A 16,885-nucleotide genomic window follows, 5' to 3' on the forward strand; every position below is an offset into this window, starting at 1 on the left:
TTTCTTTATATTTCGCCCTTGAAGAAATATGGCGAAGCAGCGAAAATACAAATAATTATAAAACTTAAGAGAGTTGATCTCATGGCACGTAAATATTTTGGTACTGATGGCATTCGTGGTACGGCAAATATTCATCCGGTAACACCTGATTTGGTTCTACGACTTGCTTTAGCCGCAGGTAAGAAATTTACACGTGGAGATCACAGGCATAAAGTGGTTATCGGAAAGGATACTCGTCTTTCTGGCTATATGTTAGAAACAGCCCTTGTCTCTGGATTTGTTGCGATGGGGATGGATGTTTATCAGGTAGGCCCAATGCCTACGCCAGCAGTAGCGATGCTAACACAATCTATGCGTTGTGATTTAGGTGTGATGATTTCAGCATCCCATAATCCATTTGAGGATAATGGGATCAAGTTATTTGGCCCGGACGGGTTTAAACTATCTGATGAGACAGAACTTGAAATTGAAGCTTTGATGGATGCCCCTATTGCGGGGTTAGCTGAGCCTAAATCCATTGGGCGTGCAAAGAGAATTGATGACGCGCCAGGGCGTTACATTGAATTTGTTAAGAAAAGCTTTCCTGCTGGATTAAGTTTAGACGGTTTACGTATCGTTGTAGATTGTGCCAATGGTGCTGCTTACAAAGTTGCACCTGCAGTATTCTATGAATTAGGTGCTGAAGTTATTCCGATTTCGGTACAGCCCGACGGCACCAATATTAATGCGATGTGTGGGGCAACGAAACCTCAAAAGATGTGCGACACGGTCGTTGATAAAGGCGCACATCTTGGTATCGCCTTGGACGGTGATGCTGATCGTCTTATTATCTGTGACGAAAAGGGACGTGTATTAGATGGTGATCAGCTCATGGGGCTTGTTGCTAAATTCCTACATACACGCGATGCCTTGAAAGGTCCGTTAGTTGCGACTGTAATGTCCAATTTGGGTCTTGAGCGTTATTTGGGTAAAGAAGGTATCGGTATGTTACGCACGCCTGTGGGGGATCGTTATGTGGTCGAAAATATGCGTGTCCATGGATGTAATCTTGGTGGAGAGCAATCTGGCCATCTCGTTGTTGGGGATCATGCAACGACCGGTGACGGTATTCTGGCAGCGCTTCAAGTGCTAGCTGTGTTGGTTCAAGCTCAAAAACCAATGAGCGAGGTTGGACGTGTTTTTGATCCAGTACCACAATTACTAAAGAATATTCGCTTCAATGAAGAAAAAGGTATGCCGCTTGAAGCTGACAGCGTAAAGGATGCGATTACGGCAGGTGAGGCGCGTTTAGGAGATACCGGGCGCGTGCTAATTCGCAAATCAGGTACAGAGCCTCTTATCCGTGTTATGGCGGAAGGGGATGATGGGCAGTTAGTAGAAAATGTTGTCGATAGTATTATCGAGGCCATTTCCAAAGCTTAACAAAAAAAGCAGCTTCTGATTAATAGAAGCTGCGATCTGTGCCTGCGCTACCTTCCGCGTATAAATTAGCCAAAATATCTACGGCTTGAGCCACAGTGTCGCGTTGTCTTGGGGCGCCAAGACAAACACGTACATATTGTGGGACGTTACCTCGACCGATGACAAAGGCGCCACTGGTTGAAATTTGAACGCCACGCTTTTGCGCTGAGAATACAAAATCCGCGGCCATATGAGGTTCTGGAATTTCAAGCCACGCGTGAAGTGCCCATTTAGGTAATCGATAATTTGCACCTAATGGATCAAATCTATTTTTGAATATTTCATGACGTGCTTTCATTTCAGTATGAAGGCGTATCCCCAATTCTTTGGCTATACCAGACCTTACCCATTCACAGAAAACTTCGACTGTGAGGGGGGAGGCCATACCTGAAGTTGCTCGAATCGCTGCCTCAATGGATGGGATTAATCTCTCTGGTGCACTTACATAACCCACTCTCAGGCCCGGTGCGAGGATTTTGGAAATACTGGACGCGTAAATGCCGTGATTCGGAGCGAAATCTGTTAATGGAGGGAGTGGATCTTCCAATAAACAGGCGAAGATATCATCTTCTACAATCATTACATTATATTGTATGCAAATTTCAGCGATTCTTTCACGACGTTTTAGTGTCATACTGATATTTGTAGGATTATTAGGGGTACATACTGTCTGTAAGGCAGCAACGCGATGATGCTTACAATACTGTTCTAGTGCTTCAGGGATCATGCCGTGGTCATCACAGGCGATTCCATGCAATTTAATATTCAAGTTACGTGCAATACTTTTGATACCAACATGATTAAGCTCTTCAACGACGACAATATCACCCGGGTTTGTAACAGCAGAGAGAGCCGCAAATACCGCATGTTGCGCTCCATTTGTAATGACAATATTTTTCTTTGAGGCGCGTGGAAAGCGATTTCGCGCCCATTGTGCTGTGACTTCTCTTTGTTCCGGCATGCCAGCACTTGCTTGATAAGACAAGAGACGTGTCAAATCTGGCGATTGCATAATTGTCTGCATCGCCTGTATTAGAGCGTCCTCTTGTCCGCAAGGCGGCGGATATCCAACATCCAATTGTATGGGTGCATTTGGATCATCCTGTACAGGTGCATTTTTATAAGGAATCGGAAAGTCGGAAGTCTTGCCGCGAGTCGAGCTGCTCTTCGTTTCGCCTGTTATAAAGGTGCCACGTCCTACTTCTCCAAGGACCAAACCCTGACGTTCTGCTTCCTGATAGGCACGAGTGATTGTCCCCACCGTCACACCTAAATGCCAGGAAAGCTCTCTATGAGGTGGAAGTTTATCACCTGCAGTAAGCTTCCCGTTTAGGATATCTGCGGCCATGGCGTCTGCGATGGCTTTGTATTTTGGACCTTTGAACTGATTCAGGTCGGGGGCCCAGCTTGGCTGTCGTATTGTCATGGTGACAATTTATACATTGACGGTTACAATTTGTCAATTATTGTATGTATTGTCATTAAATCAATAGTGTTCGGGTATTTAATAAGGAGATATTGTATGCGTACAATTTGGATCATACCCGGGATGTTTGGTTTGAATGTAGAATTCACATTCGGCTCAACAAAGTCCGGGAACAACACTTCCCTCGCGTCTTTTACTGAAAAGACATGGACAAAGGTAACAGCTGCAGCTGCACGCTGGCAGCAGCGACGCGCACTTAAAGAGTTGCCTAATTACTTGTTGAAGGATGTCGGTTTATCGCATTGGGATGTTGTAGAAGAATGCAACAAACCTTTCTGGCGATAAAGATATAGGGATATTTCTTTCAAGAATGGTGCAACATTGTTGAAAAGCCTGAGATAACCCCTATATGCTTTGGTGAAAGGCTGTCAGAGAACCCAAGCTTTGACAGCCTTTTTTATAATTTAAAAATAAAACGAACAGGTACCATTATGACTGTAAAGACTGCCACATTGAGCCAGCTTGAATCCGCTATGGATCAGGTTCATGCTGTATTTAAAGGAACACCAACTTATAGCTGGCCTTTGATCAATGAAACTGTGGGGACTGAAGTCTGGGTCAAGCATGAAAACCACACACCTATCGGTGCTTTTAAAATTCGTGGCGGCCTCATTTATATGCAAAATTGTGTCGGTAAGCATAAAGGTGTGATTACTGCAACACGTGGTAATCATGGGCAGAGTATTGCAACATCCGCTAAAAGGTTAGGAATGAGCGCAACAATCGTTGTACCAGAAGGCAATAGTGTAGAGAAAAATGCCGCCATGAAGGCACAGGGAGCTGATCTTGTGATTTATGGTAAAGACTTTCAGGAATCAGCTGAGTATGCGGCTTCTCGCGCAGCTGATGAAGATTTACATATGCTGCCTAGCTTTCATGAATTATTGATGCAAGGTGTTGGAACCTATGCGTTGGAATTTTTTAGAACAGCATCTGATTTGGATACAGTGTATGTGCCGATCGGTATGGGGTCCGGTATTACTGGTATGATTTCAGCTCGTGATGCTTTGGGATTGAAAACCAAAATTGTTGGTGTTGTTGCAGAAGGCGCCCCTGCCTATGCATTAAGTTTTGCAGCTGGTGAAAAGGTATTGAGTAATAAAGCCGAAACTCTGGCTGATGGTATGGCCTGTCGTACGCCTGATGATTCCGCTTTGGCGATTATTTTGGCCGGGGCAGAGCGAATTGTAACTGTGAATGATGAAGAGATCAAAGCTGCTGTTCGCACATATTACACCCATACACATAATATTGCGGAAGGCGCCGCAGCGGCGCCGCTTGCAGCATTGATGCAGGAGAAAGATCAGATGAAAGGGAAACAGGTAGGTGTCGTGCTTTCTGGCGGAAATATTGATGCCGATCTCTTTGCAAGTATTTTACAAGAAGGCAAAAACAAATAATGACAAATTCATATGATATGTATCAGGTTGATGCGTTTACCACTGAAGTGTTCAAAGGTAACCCAGCAGCGGTTGTGCCTTTACAGAAATGGTTACCCGATGATGTGATGTTAAGCATTGCAATGGAAAACAATTTGGCAGAAACAGCTTTCTTCATTCCCGTATCAGATGAAGAGTTTGATTTTGAGATTCGTTGGTTTACGCCTGCTGTTGAAGTTGAACTATGTGGTCATGCAACTTTGGCAAGTTGTTTTGTGATTTGGAATAAGCTTGGCTTTACGTCAGATGAAATTCGTCTTAAGACCCGTATGGCAGGACCATTATATGTGAAACGCGATGGTGAGAAGATTGAATTAAACTTCCCGACACGCCCTGTTAGTGAAGTTCCATTACCTGATGGGTTTGAAGAAAAACTTGGCGTGACGCCGATCTCGTATAATCGTGCTTTAAAGAATTTGGCATTACTTGAAGATGAGCAAGCCGTGATAAATTTCCAACCTGATATGGACTATATTGCAGGTCTGGAAGGGGATGGTTTGATTGTCACGGCAGAAGGTAGTCAGAGTGATTGTGCTTCACGTTATTTCGCACCTGCTCATGGGATACCTGAAGATCCTGTAACAGGTTCAGCGCATTGTAGCATTATTCCCTTCTGGGCAGATAAACTCGGTAAAAACGAATTGCATGCAAGACAAGTATCCGCCAGAAGCGGTGATTTATATTGTGTATTAGAAGGTGACCGTGTTCGCATGTCGGGATATGGGAAGCTCTTCCTTGAAGGTAAAATTTACATTTAGTTTCGAATGATATGATTGAATAATAAAAGGGCGATGAAATATCATCGCCCTTTTATTATTTAGAGACATATTTTAAAGAATTCTTTATTCAGCTTCCATAAGTGCTAAGGCTTCAGCTTCGCCACGTTTTTCGCCAGACCATTCCGCAGTTGTACGACGTTTAATTGGAGTAGATACATTTGCAATATCTTCTGCCATTTCATCAAACAATTTAGCAAGATTAGTAAAGGCGCGAACCTCTATTTCTGCAGGATTATCACAACTTGCAATGCCGAAGTTTTGGATAGAAATAATATCACCTTCATCAACTTTCTCAGTCATTTCATGAAAAGTAACACCGTAATCATAAGCACGATCATGATAGGCGAAGATAGCTGAGTGAGATCCTGGGTAAGAAGGTGGCCCCGGGTGGAAGTTATAGGAAGGTCCCGGCAGCTTTTTTAATATGTCACGAGGTACAATCACATTGATGCAGAAGGCAACAAGGCGGGTATGGGATAGTTCTTCATCAGATAACCCATCTACAACATCTCGCAACTCTTCTTTAGTTGCAGCCTGAAGGATGTTTAAATCTGGCTGATAGGTTTTTAGTAAAGCTGAAAAATGTTGTGCTTCAACTTCTCCGGTGAGCAAGATCAGATTCCCTGTCATGTGATCTATCCCCTTATAAATAACGCTCCAAATGCGTCTGCTCCGCTAGTAATCCTACATAAAGGCTTCTTCCCAAGTCCCTTGCGTAGATGCTTTGGAATACTCTGTAGCACGATTCTCAAAAAAGTTAGCATGTTCTACACCATTGAGAATTTCATCCATCCAACGTAACGGATTATTCTCTTGATTATAGATTGGCTCAAGCCCCAATTGAGTAAGGCGGCGATCTGCAATATAGCGGATATAGTCTTTAACTTCTTGTGCACTCAATCCTTCAATCGGGCCCATTTCAAAGGCAAGATCAATGAAAGCATCTTCATGATGTACAATAGTTTTACAAGCAGTGTAGAGGTCTTCTTGAAGTTCTTCCGTCCACACTTCCGGATTTTCCTGTAAGAATGTCTTGAACAGTTTGATAACAGAGACTGTATGCAAAGATTCATCACGTACAGACCAGGTAACGATTTGCCCCATACCTTTCATTTTATTGAAACGTGGGAAATTCATAAGCATTGCGAAGGAAGCAAAGAGCTGAAGGCCTTCGGTAAAAGCGCCAAATACAGCCATGGTTTTAGCAATATCAGCCTTGGTATCTACACCCCATTCCTGCATATAATCATATTTATCCTTCATCTCTTTATACTTAAGGAAGGCCTCATATTCTGTTTCAGGAATACCAATAGTGTCGAGAAGATGGCTATATGCTGCAATATGCACAGTTTCCATATTGGAAAACGCAGCCAGCATCATTTGTACTTCTGTAGGTTTAAAAATACGTGAATAATGACGCATATAACAGTTGTTTACTTCAACGTCGGCTTGTGTGAAGAAACGAAAAATCTGTGTTAGGAGATTACGCTCTGCATCTGTAAGTGTTTTGTGCCAATCTTTTACATCATCGGCCAAAGGAACTTCTTCTGGCAACCAATGAATGCGTTGCTGTGTCAACCAGGCATCATACGCCCAAGGATAGTTGAAAGGTTTATATACAGGACGAGCATCCAAAAGAGACATGGTTCATTCACCTAGATCAAAATTTTACTTTGTTAAGACTATGTATAACAGTCGTTCTTAATTTTCCAGAAGCCTTTATGCCGGGAGGTGGAGGAGGGAGGGGAAACGCAGTGCCTTAAGACACTGCGTTTGTTTTGCCTATCCCCATAGACACCCAACCTTGTCAGCTATGATATCGCCCCTTACCCAAGTACGATATCGTTGGATAGATCACTGACAGGCCAGACATTCTTCGTAATCGCCACTATTACCACCGCTTGGAGCCGGCGCTGCTGTTGCGATTTTGACATCATGTTCTATACCAGCTTCTGCACGCTGGATAGATTTAGAGCGACAATAATACAAGCTCTTAACGCCTTTTTTCCATGCTTGGAAATGTAGCTGATGTAGTTCACGTTTATGAACGTCAGCTGGCAGGAACAAGTTTAACGATTGTGCCTGACAAATATGTGGCGCGCGATCAGCCGCATGATCAATCAACCAACGTTGATCAATTTCAAATGCAGTCTTGAATACGTCTTTTTCTTCATCAGATAAGAAGTCAAGATGTTGCACAGACCCTTCATTCACAGAGATTGAAGACCATACATCATCATTATCCTGACCTTTTTCCGCCAACAATTCTTTTAGATGTCTGTTTCGTACATTGAAGGAGCCAGACAAAGTTTTATGTGTGTAGCTATTTGCGGCAATAGGCTCAATACCAGGGCTCGCACCGCCACAAATAATTGAGATAGACGCTGTTGGCGCAATAGCCATCTTGTTAGAGAAGCGCTCCATGATACCAAATTCCGCAGCATCTGGGCATGCGCCTTTTTCTTCAGCTAATTTCTTAGAAGCTGCATCTGCACCTGCACGGATATGTTTGAACATTTTATTGTTCCATACCTTTGCCATCACGCCTTCCATAGGAATACCATTTGCCTGTAAGAAGGAATGATATCCCATTACACCTAGACCAACAGAACGTTCGCGCATCGCAGAATATTTCGCACGGGCGAATTCGTCTGGTGCCTTATCAATGAAATCTTGAAGAACATTATCAAGGAAACGCATGACGTCTTCGATGAACATCTCTTCTTTTTCCCATTCCTTGTATTTTTCCAAGTTCAAGGAAGAAAGACAGCAAACAGCCGTACGATCATGACCATCTTTATCCAAACCGGTTGGCAGTGTGATTTCAGCACAAAGGTTAGATGTCTTAACCTGAAGGCCCATTAATTTTTGATGTTCTGGAATGTTACGGTTCACATGGTCGATATAGATGCAATATGGTTCGCCTGTTTCGATACGTGCTTGAAGAATACGGATCCATAAATCACGCGCACCAACTTTGCGAACAACTGAACCATCTTTAGGACTTGTAAGAGCCCATTCTTCATCATGTTCAACAGCACGCATGAAATCATCAGTTAGAAGAATACCATGATGTAAATTCAATGCTTTACGGTTTGGATCACCACCTGTTGGGCGACGAATTTCAACAAATTCCTCGATCTCAGGATGCCATACCGGTAAATAAACTGCAGCAGAACCACGACGTAAGCTACCTTGAGAAATTGCAAGGGTAAGCGAATCCATCACACGAATGAACGGAACCACACCTGATGTTTTACCAGATTGTCCAACCTTTTCGCCGATAGAACGCAGATTACCCCAATAAGAACCAATGCCGCCACCGCGTGCGGCAAGCCATACATTCTCAGTCCATAAATCCATAATACCTTTTAAGGTATCAGGCGTTTCGTTCAAAAAACAGGAAATTGGCAATCCACGGCTCGTACCGCCATTTGAAAGAACAGGTGTTGCCGGCATGAACCATAATTTGGAGATATAGTCATATAGACGTTGGGCATGTGCATCATCATCAGCATAATGCATTGCAACACGCGCAAACATATCTTGATAACTTTCACCCGGCATTAAATAACGATCTTCTAAAGTCGCCTTACCAAACTCAGTCAAAAGTGCGTCACGGGATCGATCCATAAGCACGTTGATGCCACGCTCATTTTGAGCATGATCACGTGTTTCCGTATCTAGATTATCTTCCCCGTTTGCCAATAACGGATCGTGCTGATTAGCTGCGTCTAAACCGAGTTCAGCAAATAGATCGGTTTGTGTATCTGTGTTTCCCCCACGAGATGTATCTAGCATTCCTTCAGACACTGTCTTTAACCCCTTATCTCACTCTTGCCTATAATGTTGGGAGTTTTATGCGTTCTCACTCAACATTCTTAAATCTGTCTTGTCTCAAGAAAACTAACTGCTTTTATCCCTAAAGCAGGTCATTTCCTGTTCATTCTTTTGTATCTTTGTATGCGCAGGCATACGAAATGAAGCTAATTATTGTCGAATAAATGCTTCTGCCTCGACTATGCCCTGCTTTTTCCACAGACATATTTCTTATAAGGTCTTGATTCAGCTTTGATTCTTGTGACCTATCCACATTCTGTGGATGAAATTGCTGTGGATAACTCCAATGTAAGCACCATATTTCGTGCTCTCATTTTCGATAATCACAAGATATAGCTATAGTCACATTCTGTCAAAAAAATCATTTTGAAAATTCATGCATATTTCACTTGATTTTTTTCAACACTAAGGTGGATGGGCTTTCTTTCGAAAACGGAATATTTAATTTTCTTATTCATGTGCTTCTGTTTGGACAGAATCAGTGAAATCGGAGTAGAATCTCCCCCACTAGAATTTGAGGTGAACTACTATATGTGTGGTCGATTTACACTACTATCCCCTATAGATGCTCTTCGGAAGCTTTTTGGCTTCCCGCAGGCACCTAACGTACCAGCCCGTTTTAATATTGCGCCAACCCAAGCAATTGTTGCTGTGCGTCCAGGGAATGGAGAGTTGATTGATCGTATAAATGATGGGCCATTGAATGCATGCTATTTACGTTGGGGGCTGATTCCAAGCTGGGCGAAGACACCAGATAATGCGGCCAAGATGATAAATGCGCGCGGAGAAACAATTTCAGAGAAACCTTCATTCAAAGCACCCTTTAAGCGTCGCCGCTGTATTATTCCGGTTGATGGCTATTACGAATGGTCTAAACGGATGATTGCAGGGCAGGGGCAAGTTGAAGTCAAACAACCCTATTATATAACGATGGAAGATAGGGAGCCTATTGCATTGGCTGGAATTTGGGAACATTGGTTAGGGGCGGATGGGTCAGATGTTGAGACTTGTTCTATTGTAACCGTGCCTGCCAACGATTATGTGGGGCTTGTACATCATCGTATGCCAGTGATTCTCGATGAGAAAAATTTTGAAGGATGGTTTTATGGCTCTACGGATCAAGCTCATCGTTTGATCAAGCCATATTATGGTTCAAGGCAAATGGAAAGCTATCCTGTTTCGCGACAGGTGAATAGTTATCGAAGTGAAGGGCAGCATTTAATTGAACCAATAGATTTGGAACCTGAGGTATGCGAACAACCTCAAATGAAACTGTTTTAGAGATGGTTACATAAGGCCTGCAGATTTGTAATAGTTTTCAGCCCCGGGATGTGTTGGAATTATTCCATTAGGAAGAGAATCTTCTTGTTTTGGGAATTCATGCTCAGGATTATTACGTACGAAAAACTCTTCTGTCTCACTTTGCCATAGAGCTTGTGTTATATCTTCTATAAGCTCCATATCAGCGGTTACATTGACGATCCACTGCACCCAAATAGCAACAGTTGGAATAACAGCCTCTTGATCATAAGCTGTTTGCTCAATTTCGGCATCATGAAGATGAGCATAAATGCGCTTCAGTTTTTCGCGACCTTGTCCTTCAATGGGTATAAATCTTAAGTTTATATTTTGCGCTAAAGATTCTATAGCTGGAATCGGCGCAGCACCAATTATTACAGCGACGTCGATAGTTTCATTTAGAAGTGCATCTGCCGCAGCACCAGGAAACATTTCACGATAACGTATGTTATACATATCCATATCATGTGCTTGTAAAAGAGAACGTACGAAAAGTAGAGTACCAGATCCTTTTGCGCCGATAGAAACTGTTTTACTGTGCAGATCCTTCACCGTGTAAATATCGGAATCCGCACGGACAACAATATGCGCTGAAACTGTGGACATATTGGCAATAACACGCAGGTTTTCATTTTCGCCTACATGAAGGAAAGGACCAATGCCTTTGAAGGCCTGATTTGCGACATCCGAACGCACAAGAGCTGAATCAACCTCACCAAATCGAAGGTCTTCCAGATTTTCAATGGAACCGCTTTTAGATTGGGCAACAGCGATTAAGCCAGGTACGCCACAAACACCGCCAAGCTGATCGCAAGGTAAAGTTCCTGGCGGACGGCTGATACTTGCTGAAATTGCAGTACCTAATGCATATAAAGTCTCTGATGTTGGACCTGCACCAATCCTGAAAAATTTTAGCTTCTCTTCATTATTCGCACTAGAGGAAGTCGCAATGACAAAACTGCTAAAAATCAGGAGTAGGGATAAGACGGAGCGTCTAAACACGAAGCAAATCCAATTCGAATTATAGTTATTCTTTAATATGATAGATTTTAAGGAAATAACCTAACATGGTCAATTCACTATCTGTTTATTATAATTCTCTAAAGAAAAGGGCCGCCAAGAGGCAGCCCTTAATCTTTAGATCATAAGCGTTGATACTAAATTCTAGTGATTCAGAATCTGACTTAAGAACAATTTAGTACGATCAGATTGTGGGTTTGTGAAGAACTCTTCTGGCTCGTTCTGTTCAATCACTTGACCACCATCCATGAAGATCACACGGTCAGCTACTTTACGTGCAAAGCCCATTTCGTGGGTTACGCAAAGCATTGTCATACCGGAATCTGCAAGATCAATCATCACATCCAACACCTCAGAAATCATTTCTGGGTCAAGAGCTGATGTTGGCTCATCAAATAGCATGATACGTGGTTCCATACATAATGAACGAGCAATCGCAACACGTTGTTGCTGACCACCAGAAAGCTGGCCTGGATATTTATTTGCCTGATCTGGAATCTTCACACGCTCTAGGAAATGCATTGCTGTTTCAATAGCATCTTTACGAGGTGTCTTACGAACCCATATTGGTGCCAAGATACAGTTTTCCAAGATTGTGAGATGTGGGAAGAGGTTAAAGTGCTGGAAGCACATACCAACTTCACGACGGATCGCATCAATGTGTTTCAAGTCGTTTGTCAATTCGATACCATCTACAACGATGGAACCTTTTTGATGTTCTTCCAAACGGTTGATACAACGGATCATTGTCGATTTACCTGAACCGGATGGTCCACAAATCACGATACGCTCACCAGATTTTACATCTAGGTTGATGTCTTTCAATACATGAAAGTCACCGTACCATTTATTCATATTTGTAATCTTAATGACTGTTTCGTCAGTCATATGACTTGTTTTTTGGGCTGCTTCACTCATTTGATTGCTCCCATTTCCTTAACGTTTATGACCAGTGTGGAGTTTTTCTTCGATCTTACGGCTGTATAGAGACATTCCGTAACAGCAGATAAAGAAGACCAAAGCAGTAAAGGCGTAACCTGTATAAGGCACGGATTTAATACTCCAGTTCGGATCTGCGATACCGGCTTGTACTGTACCCAGCAAATCAAGAAGACCGATAATCAACACCAGTGTTGTATCTTTGAATAGGCCGATGAATGTATTCACAATGCCCGGAATTACGATTTTCAATGCCTGTGGAAGAATGATCAGACGCATCTTTTGCCAATAGCTCAGACCTAATGAGTCTGCGCCTTCATATTGACCTTTAGGGATCGCCTGTAAACCACCACGTACAACTTCTGCCATATAAGCGGCGGAGAAGAGTGCAACACCAATCAATGCACGAAGCAGATCGTTGAAGCTTACACCTTCAGGTAAGAAGAGCGGTAACATCACGGAGGACATGAATAATACGGAAATCAACGGTACACCACGCCAGAATTCAATAAATACTACACAGATACTACGAATTGCAGGCATGTTAGATCGACGACCCAAGGCCAGAACTACACCGATTGGCAAGGAGAAAACAATACCAGTTAAAGCAATCACCAAAGTCAGGCTGAAACCACCCCATTTGTTGGTTTTCACTTCTTCCAAACCAAACACGCTACCGTATAGTAAAATCCAAGCAATAATCGGATAGATTACCAGCATGAAGAGACCCATATAGCGTTTACCAGGTGTTTTTTCGATCATCAGATAAGCGATACCAACCACCAAAAGCAGCATCGCAAAATCTACGCGCCAGCGAGATTCTGCTGGATAGAAACCATAGATAAACTGTTCCCACTTGGTCCATACAAATGGCCAACATGCAGCTTCAGGGTTTGCACGACATGCATCCGCACCACCTGCCCATACTGCACTAATGATTGTCCAATCTAATGTACCTGGAACCAACATATAGATGAGCCATGCAGCAAAGACAGTAAGTGCAATGTTACCAGGAGAGGAAAAAAGGTTTTCTTTAATCCAGTGAACCGGACCTACCGTATTACTTGGCGGTGGAAGGTCTGGAAGTTTTTCGTCTGTAACAACAGCTTTTGACATCGTTCTTACCTCTCCACCAAAGACATCTTAGAATTATACCAGTTCATGAACACGGATGTGGTCAAGGATACCAATAGGTAAACTGCCATTGTCAGGGAAATAATTTCCACAGCCTGACCTGTCTGATTCAAGGCTGTACCTGCGAAGACTGATACTAAATCAGGATAAGCGATCGCTGTTGCCAAAGAACTGTTTTTTGTCAGGTTCAAATATTGGCTGGTAAGTGGCGGAATAATCACACGTAAAGCCTGTGGGATGATCACAAGGCGTAAAGTCACACCGTTACGAATACCTAAAGCATGAGCTGCCTCAGTTTGTCCATGACTTACAGATTGAATACCCGCACGAACGATTTCTGCAATAAAGGCCGCTGTATAAACAGCCAACGCAACTAACAACGCAACCAATTCAGGAATAATTGGTAAGCCGCCTTTTAACTGGAAGCCCGCCATTTCCGCATAGCTGAATGTTAGAGGTGCAGATTCGCTTGCCAAAACCATTGCCATCAACCAACCGATGAATGGGAGGCCGATAATCATACCGAAAGAGCATAAGAAAACCGGGAAAGGCATACCTGTCATTTCTTGACGTTTCTTTGCCCATTTACCCAAGAAGTAGGAACCCAAGAATGCAGCAATGAGACCTAATAGGATTAGGAAAGAATAATCGCCGAAAATTGGTTCAGGTAAATATGCACCACGGTTGTTGATACCAAAGGCAATGACTTCACCTTTTTCGTATAAAGAGCGTGGGGAAGGTAACGGTTTTAAAACCGCGTGATACCAGAAGAAAATCTGCAGTAACAATGGAATGTTACGGAAGATCTCGATGTAAACTGTAGCCAGTTTTCTGATGACATAGTTGTTGGACAGGCGTGCGACACCGATAACGAAACCTAAAATTGTCGCTACGATTACGCCTAAACCTGCTACGATCAGCGTATTGATCAGGCCAACTAGGAAGGATCGTCCATAAGACGAATCCTGTGTGTATTCTACTGGAGTCTGGATAATGTCGAAACCAGCACGATTCCATAAGAAATCGAAACCGGTTTTGATGCCACGGTTTTCCATATTTGTAGTGGCATTATCCCAGATGAAGTAACCAAACCATATGATCGCGATCAAGGCGAGGCCTTGATACGCCATGGATCTTACCCTTGGGTCATATAGCATGGAGGCTTTGGCTGGTTGGTCAGCCACATTGGGTGTTGTCATAAGATTACCCCTTAATCCTCATATTGTGCTTTTCTTTATTATGAGTGGGATCAAAGTCCCTCATCCTTAACCCCACGGTCGTATTTCGGATTAACATTATATCATAAAAGCCATGATATTAAAAAATACGCGTCCTAAGGATGATTGGTAAGAAAAAGGCGGCATTCCGCTTGGGTGTGCCGCCTTGTTCTTTAGCCTATATGCTTAGCGCATTGGAGCTGCGTAAAGGATACCACCTTTAGACCACAACTCGTTTACACCACGCTCAAGTTTCAAGCTTGTGTTTGGACCTACGTTACGCTCGTAAGCTTCACCATAGTTACCAACTTGCTTAACAATGTTGTATGCCCAGTCAGAGGATAGGCCCAATTGTGCGCCCAATTCACTGTCTGCACCAATGATACGTTTGATGCCTGGGTTGTCAGAGTTGCGCATTTCATCAACGTTTGCAGATGTGATGCCCAATTCTTCAGCATTGATCAATGCGTTCAATGTCCAACGAGCAATGTCACCCCATTGGTTGTCGCCATGACGAACAGCTGGGCCTAATGGCTCTTTGGAAATGATTTCTGGCAATACAACATGTGCATCCGGGTCGGACAATTTAACACGTTGAGCAGCCAAACCAGAACGGTCTGTTGTGTATACGTCGCAACGACCAGCGTCATATGCAGCTACAACTTCGTCAGCTTTTTCGAAAGCTACTACTGTGTAGTCCATGCCTTGAGAACGGAAGTAGTCAGCTACGTTCAACTCTGTTGTTGTACCTGTGTTTGTACATACAGCAGCACCAGACAATTCTGTTGCGGATTTAACACCTAGGTCTTTACGAACCATGAAGCCTTGACCGTCGTAGTAGTTTACACCAACGAATTCTAGGCCCAAGTTGTTGTCACGAGAGAATGTCCATGTTGTGTTACGGGACAATACGTCGATCTCACCAGACTGTAACGCTGTGAAACGTGTTTTCGCAGACAATGGAACATATTCAACTTTGCTTGCGTCGCCGAATACAGCTGCCGCCATAGCGCGACATACGTCAACGTCCAAACCTGTCCAGTTACCTTGGTCGTCTGGGTTAGAGAAGCCTGGTAGACCCTGTGATACACCACATTTGATAGCGCCAGCAGCTTTAACGTCGTCAAGTGTTGCAGCACCTGCGATAGAGCTACCCATTACTACAACTGCGCTAGCAGCTAGAAGTGTTTTTAATTTCATAAGTTTTTACCCCTATGCTTTGGTTATTGTCCACGGATGTTGGTACCCGCAGACTTTTTAAAAAGTCGGACTGTATCTGCAGTCGCCTTCATAAGAGCTTTGTAGAAAAGATAGACATAAACTGGGTCTCAAAAGATCCATCCATGCAAATAATTACTACCCTGCTATTGGGAAATTCCTGGTGCAACAAGCCCTTCCCGGCGGCTGTTTTTACAGCTCATTTTTTACCTCTTTTTAAAAGGTATATGGAATTAGTGCCTATGGAGCAGCAGCAAGTCAACGAAAAGATTCACATTCTTTCCTTATAGGCATGAGTGTTGTTCTTTGTTGCCTTGAGTAAAAAAAGTGTTAAGGATTTGAAAATAAACGATTTTAACGGATTGATTTTTCGGCGCGATATATTTGTTTTTTTATAAAAAAAATAAAATTTTAGTATAAATCGCATAAATGTGATCGATACTTATGTCATAAATACCCCAGTCATCATGAAAATTGTAATATTTTGAGTCTTATCTGGAATTACTAAATTAGTAATCGTTTTTTAAGTTGGCACGGTTGATGCATTGCTCTCACCCGGGAATTTGATTCCATAAATCCTGAACAGAATGTTTATGACAAGGAAGAGAGAAGATGATTAAAAATATTGATGTAGCAGAGTTGGAAATTAGTAACGATCCAATTGAAACGCTTGATCATTTAGCACAACCATTTTTGGACTTAGCTAAAAAATTGGAAGAAGTTCGCTTGAATGGTACAGATACTGAAACCTGGACAGCGTTAGGTGATGCGAACGTATTTTATTGGCGTTTGATTGTTAACTATTTACCAAAACACTTTGCGTCTAGTGTGTCCCCGGCATCTAAAGCAATGCTGGAAATGATTGCAGATTTCATGTTGCGTGCTTCAAAAGCGATGCGACATGCCCCGGATACAGCTCTATTAGCACAGATGGTACAATTAAATTTAAATATGAGTGATCAGATTCTCTCTATTGCAGAGAAAATTGATAATGAACGTATGGCTGCTTGAAAAGAGTAAGTCGTATTATCGCAATTAGAACAGCAGTTTGAT

15 protein-coding genes are annotated in these 16,885 nt (G+C 42.8%); 6 read left to right on the forward strand and 9 right to left on the reverse strand.

The features are described from left to right. Nucleotides 1-81 precede the first annotated feature (81 nt). A complete protein-coding gene (gene glmM / locus ACOQOA_RS16690; protein ID WP_420549732.1) occupies nt 82-1,422 on the forward strand; it encodes a phosphoglucosamine mutase in 1,341 nt (446 codons plus the stop codon). A 19-nt stretch (nt 1,423-1,441) separates the two neighbouring features. Here glmM and ACOQOA_RS16695 read toward each other — a convergent pair whose 3' ends face one another. Further along, nucleotides 1,442-2,887 (reverse strand): PLP-dependent aminotransferase family protein, encoded by a 1,446-nt coding sequence (locus ACOQOA_RS16695; RefSeq protein ID WP_420549733.1) that lies wholly within the window; start codon nt 2,885-2,887, stop codon nt 1,442-1,444. 96 nt (nt 2,888-2,983) lie between these two features. On the opposite strand from ACOQOA_RS16695, the gene ACOQOA_RS16700 reads away from it, so the two are divergent. The 3 genes from ACOQOA_RS16700 to ACOQOA_RS16710 all read left to right on the forward strand — a co-directional run bounded on the left by ACOQOA_RS16700 (nt 2,984) and on the right by ACOQOA_RS16710 (nt 5,144). Next, entirely contained in the window at nt 2,984-3,232 is a 249-nt protein-coding gene (locus ACOQOA_RS16700) for a DUF1127 domain-containing protein (RefSeq protein WP_420549734.1), read from the forward strand. Nucleotides 3,233-3,378: 146 nt separating this feature from the next. Further along, a complete protein-coding gene (locus tag ACOQOA_RS16705; RefSeq protein ID WP_420549735.1) occupies nt 3,379-4,347 on the forward strand; it encodes a threonine dehydratase in 969 nt (322 codons plus the stop codon). After that, complete coding sequence (locus tag ACOQOA_RS16710; protein ID WP_420549736.1) at nt 4,347-5,144, forward strand: PhzF family phenazine biosynthesis protein; 798 nt, start codon at nt 4,347-4,349, stop codon at nt 5,142-5,144. The genes ACOQOA_RS16705 and ACOQOA_RS16710 overlap by 1 nt, the downstream gene beginning before the upstream one ends. Nucleotides 5,145-5,228: 84 nt before the next feature. On the opposite strand, the gene ACOQOA_RS16715 is transcribed toward ACOQOA_RS16710, so the two are convergent. The 3 genes from ACOQOA_RS16715 to ACOQOA_RS16725 all read right to left on the reverse strand — a co-directional run bounded on the left by ACOQOA_RS16715 (nt 5,229) and on the right by ACOQOA_RS16725 (nt 8,798). Further along, nucleotides 5,229-5,795: a formyltransferase family protein gene (locus ACOQOA_RS16715; RefSeq protein ID WP_420549737.1), complete on the reverse strand. Its 567-nt coding sequence runs from the start codon at nt 5,793-5,795 to the stop codon at nt 5,229-5,231. A 54-nt stretch (nt 5,796-5,849) separates the two neighbouring features. Further along, nucleotides 5,850-6,809, reverse strand: coding sequence for a ribonucleotide-diphosphate reductase subunit beta (locus tag ACOQOA_RS16720; protein WP_420549738.1), 960 nt, complete (start codon nt 6,807-6,809; stop codon nt 5,850-5,852). Between the two features lie 210 nt (nt 6,810-7,019). After that, nucleotides 7,020-8,798 carry a ribonucleoside-diphosphate reductase subunit alpha gene (locus tag ACOQOA_RS16725; protein WP_420550119.1) on the reverse strand — a complete coding sequence of 593 codons (1,779 nt, stop codon included), beginning with the start codon at nt 8,796-8,798 and terminating at the stop codon, nt 7,020-7,022. A gap of 738 nt (nt 8,799-9,536) precedes the next feature. On the opposite strand from ACOQOA_RS16725, the gene ACOQOA_RS16730 reads away from it, so the two are divergent. Next, a complete protein-coding gene (locus ACOQOA_RS16730) occupies nt 9,537-10,286 on the forward strand; it encodes an SOS response-associated peptidase (protein ID WP_420549739.1) in 750 nt (249 codons plus the stop codon). A 6-nt stretch (nt 10,287-10,292) separates the two neighbouring features. Here the strand turns inward: ACOQOA_RS16730 and ACOQOA_RS16735 are convergent, their stop codons facing one another. The 5 genes from ACOQOA_RS16735 to ACOQOA_RS16755 all read right to left on the reverse strand — a co-directional run bounded on the left by ACOQOA_RS16735 (nt 10,293) and on the right by ACOQOA_RS16755 (nt 15,814). Then, nucleotides 10,293-11,306, reverse strand: a complete 1,014-nt coding sequence (locus tag ACOQOA_RS16735) for a TAXI family TRAP transporter solute-binding subunit (protein ID WP_420549740.1) — start codon at nt 11,304-11,306, stop codon at nt 10,293-10,295. A gap of 162 nt (nt 11,307-11,468) precedes the next feature. After that, a complete protein-coding gene (locus tag ACOQOA_RS16740; RefSeq protein ID WP_420549741.1) occupies nt 11,469-12,242 on the reverse strand; it encodes an amino acid ABC transporter ATP-binding protein in 774 nt (257 codons plus the stop codon). 18 nt (nt 12,243-12,260) lie between these two features. After that, on the reverse strand, nt 12,261-13,379 hold the full coding sequence (locus ACOQOA_RS16745) for an ABC transporter permease subunit (RefSeq protein WP_420549742.1): 1,119 nt from the start codon (nt 13,377-13,379) through the stop codon (nt 12,261-12,263). Between the two features lie 5 nt (nt 13,380-13,384). Continuing rightward, the gene (locus ACOQOA_RS16750) at nt 13,385-14,596 is read right to left on the reverse strand and encodes an amino acid ABC transporter permease (RefSeq protein ID WP_420549743.1); all 1,212 of its coding nucleotides are present in this window, start codon (nt 14,594-14,596) and stop codon (nt 13,385-13,387) included. Nucleotides 14,597-14,800: 204 nt separating this feature from the next. Next, the gene (locus ACOQOA_RS16755; protein WP_155154494.1) at nt 14,801-15,814 is read right to left on the reverse strand and encodes an amino acid ABC transporter substrate-binding protein; all 1,014 of its coding nucleotides are present in this window, start codon (nt 15,812-15,814) and stop codon (nt 14,801-14,803) included. Nucleotides 15,815-16,444: 630 nt separating this feature from the next. Between ACOQOA_RS16755 and ACOQOA_RS16760 the strand changes: the two genes are divergently transcribed. Beyond that, a complete protein-coding gene (locus ACOQOA_RS16760; RefSeq protein ID WP_420549744.1) occupies nt 16,445-16,843 on the forward strand; it encodes a hypothetical protein in 399 nt (132 codons plus the stop codon). The last annotated feature ends 42 nt before the right edge of the window (nt 16,844-16,885 follow it).

This window comes from Curvivirga sp., from assembly GCF_965219885.1.
Classification (GTDB): Bacteria; Pseudomonadota; Alphaproteobacteria; order UBA8366; family Aestuariispiraceae; genus Curvivirga.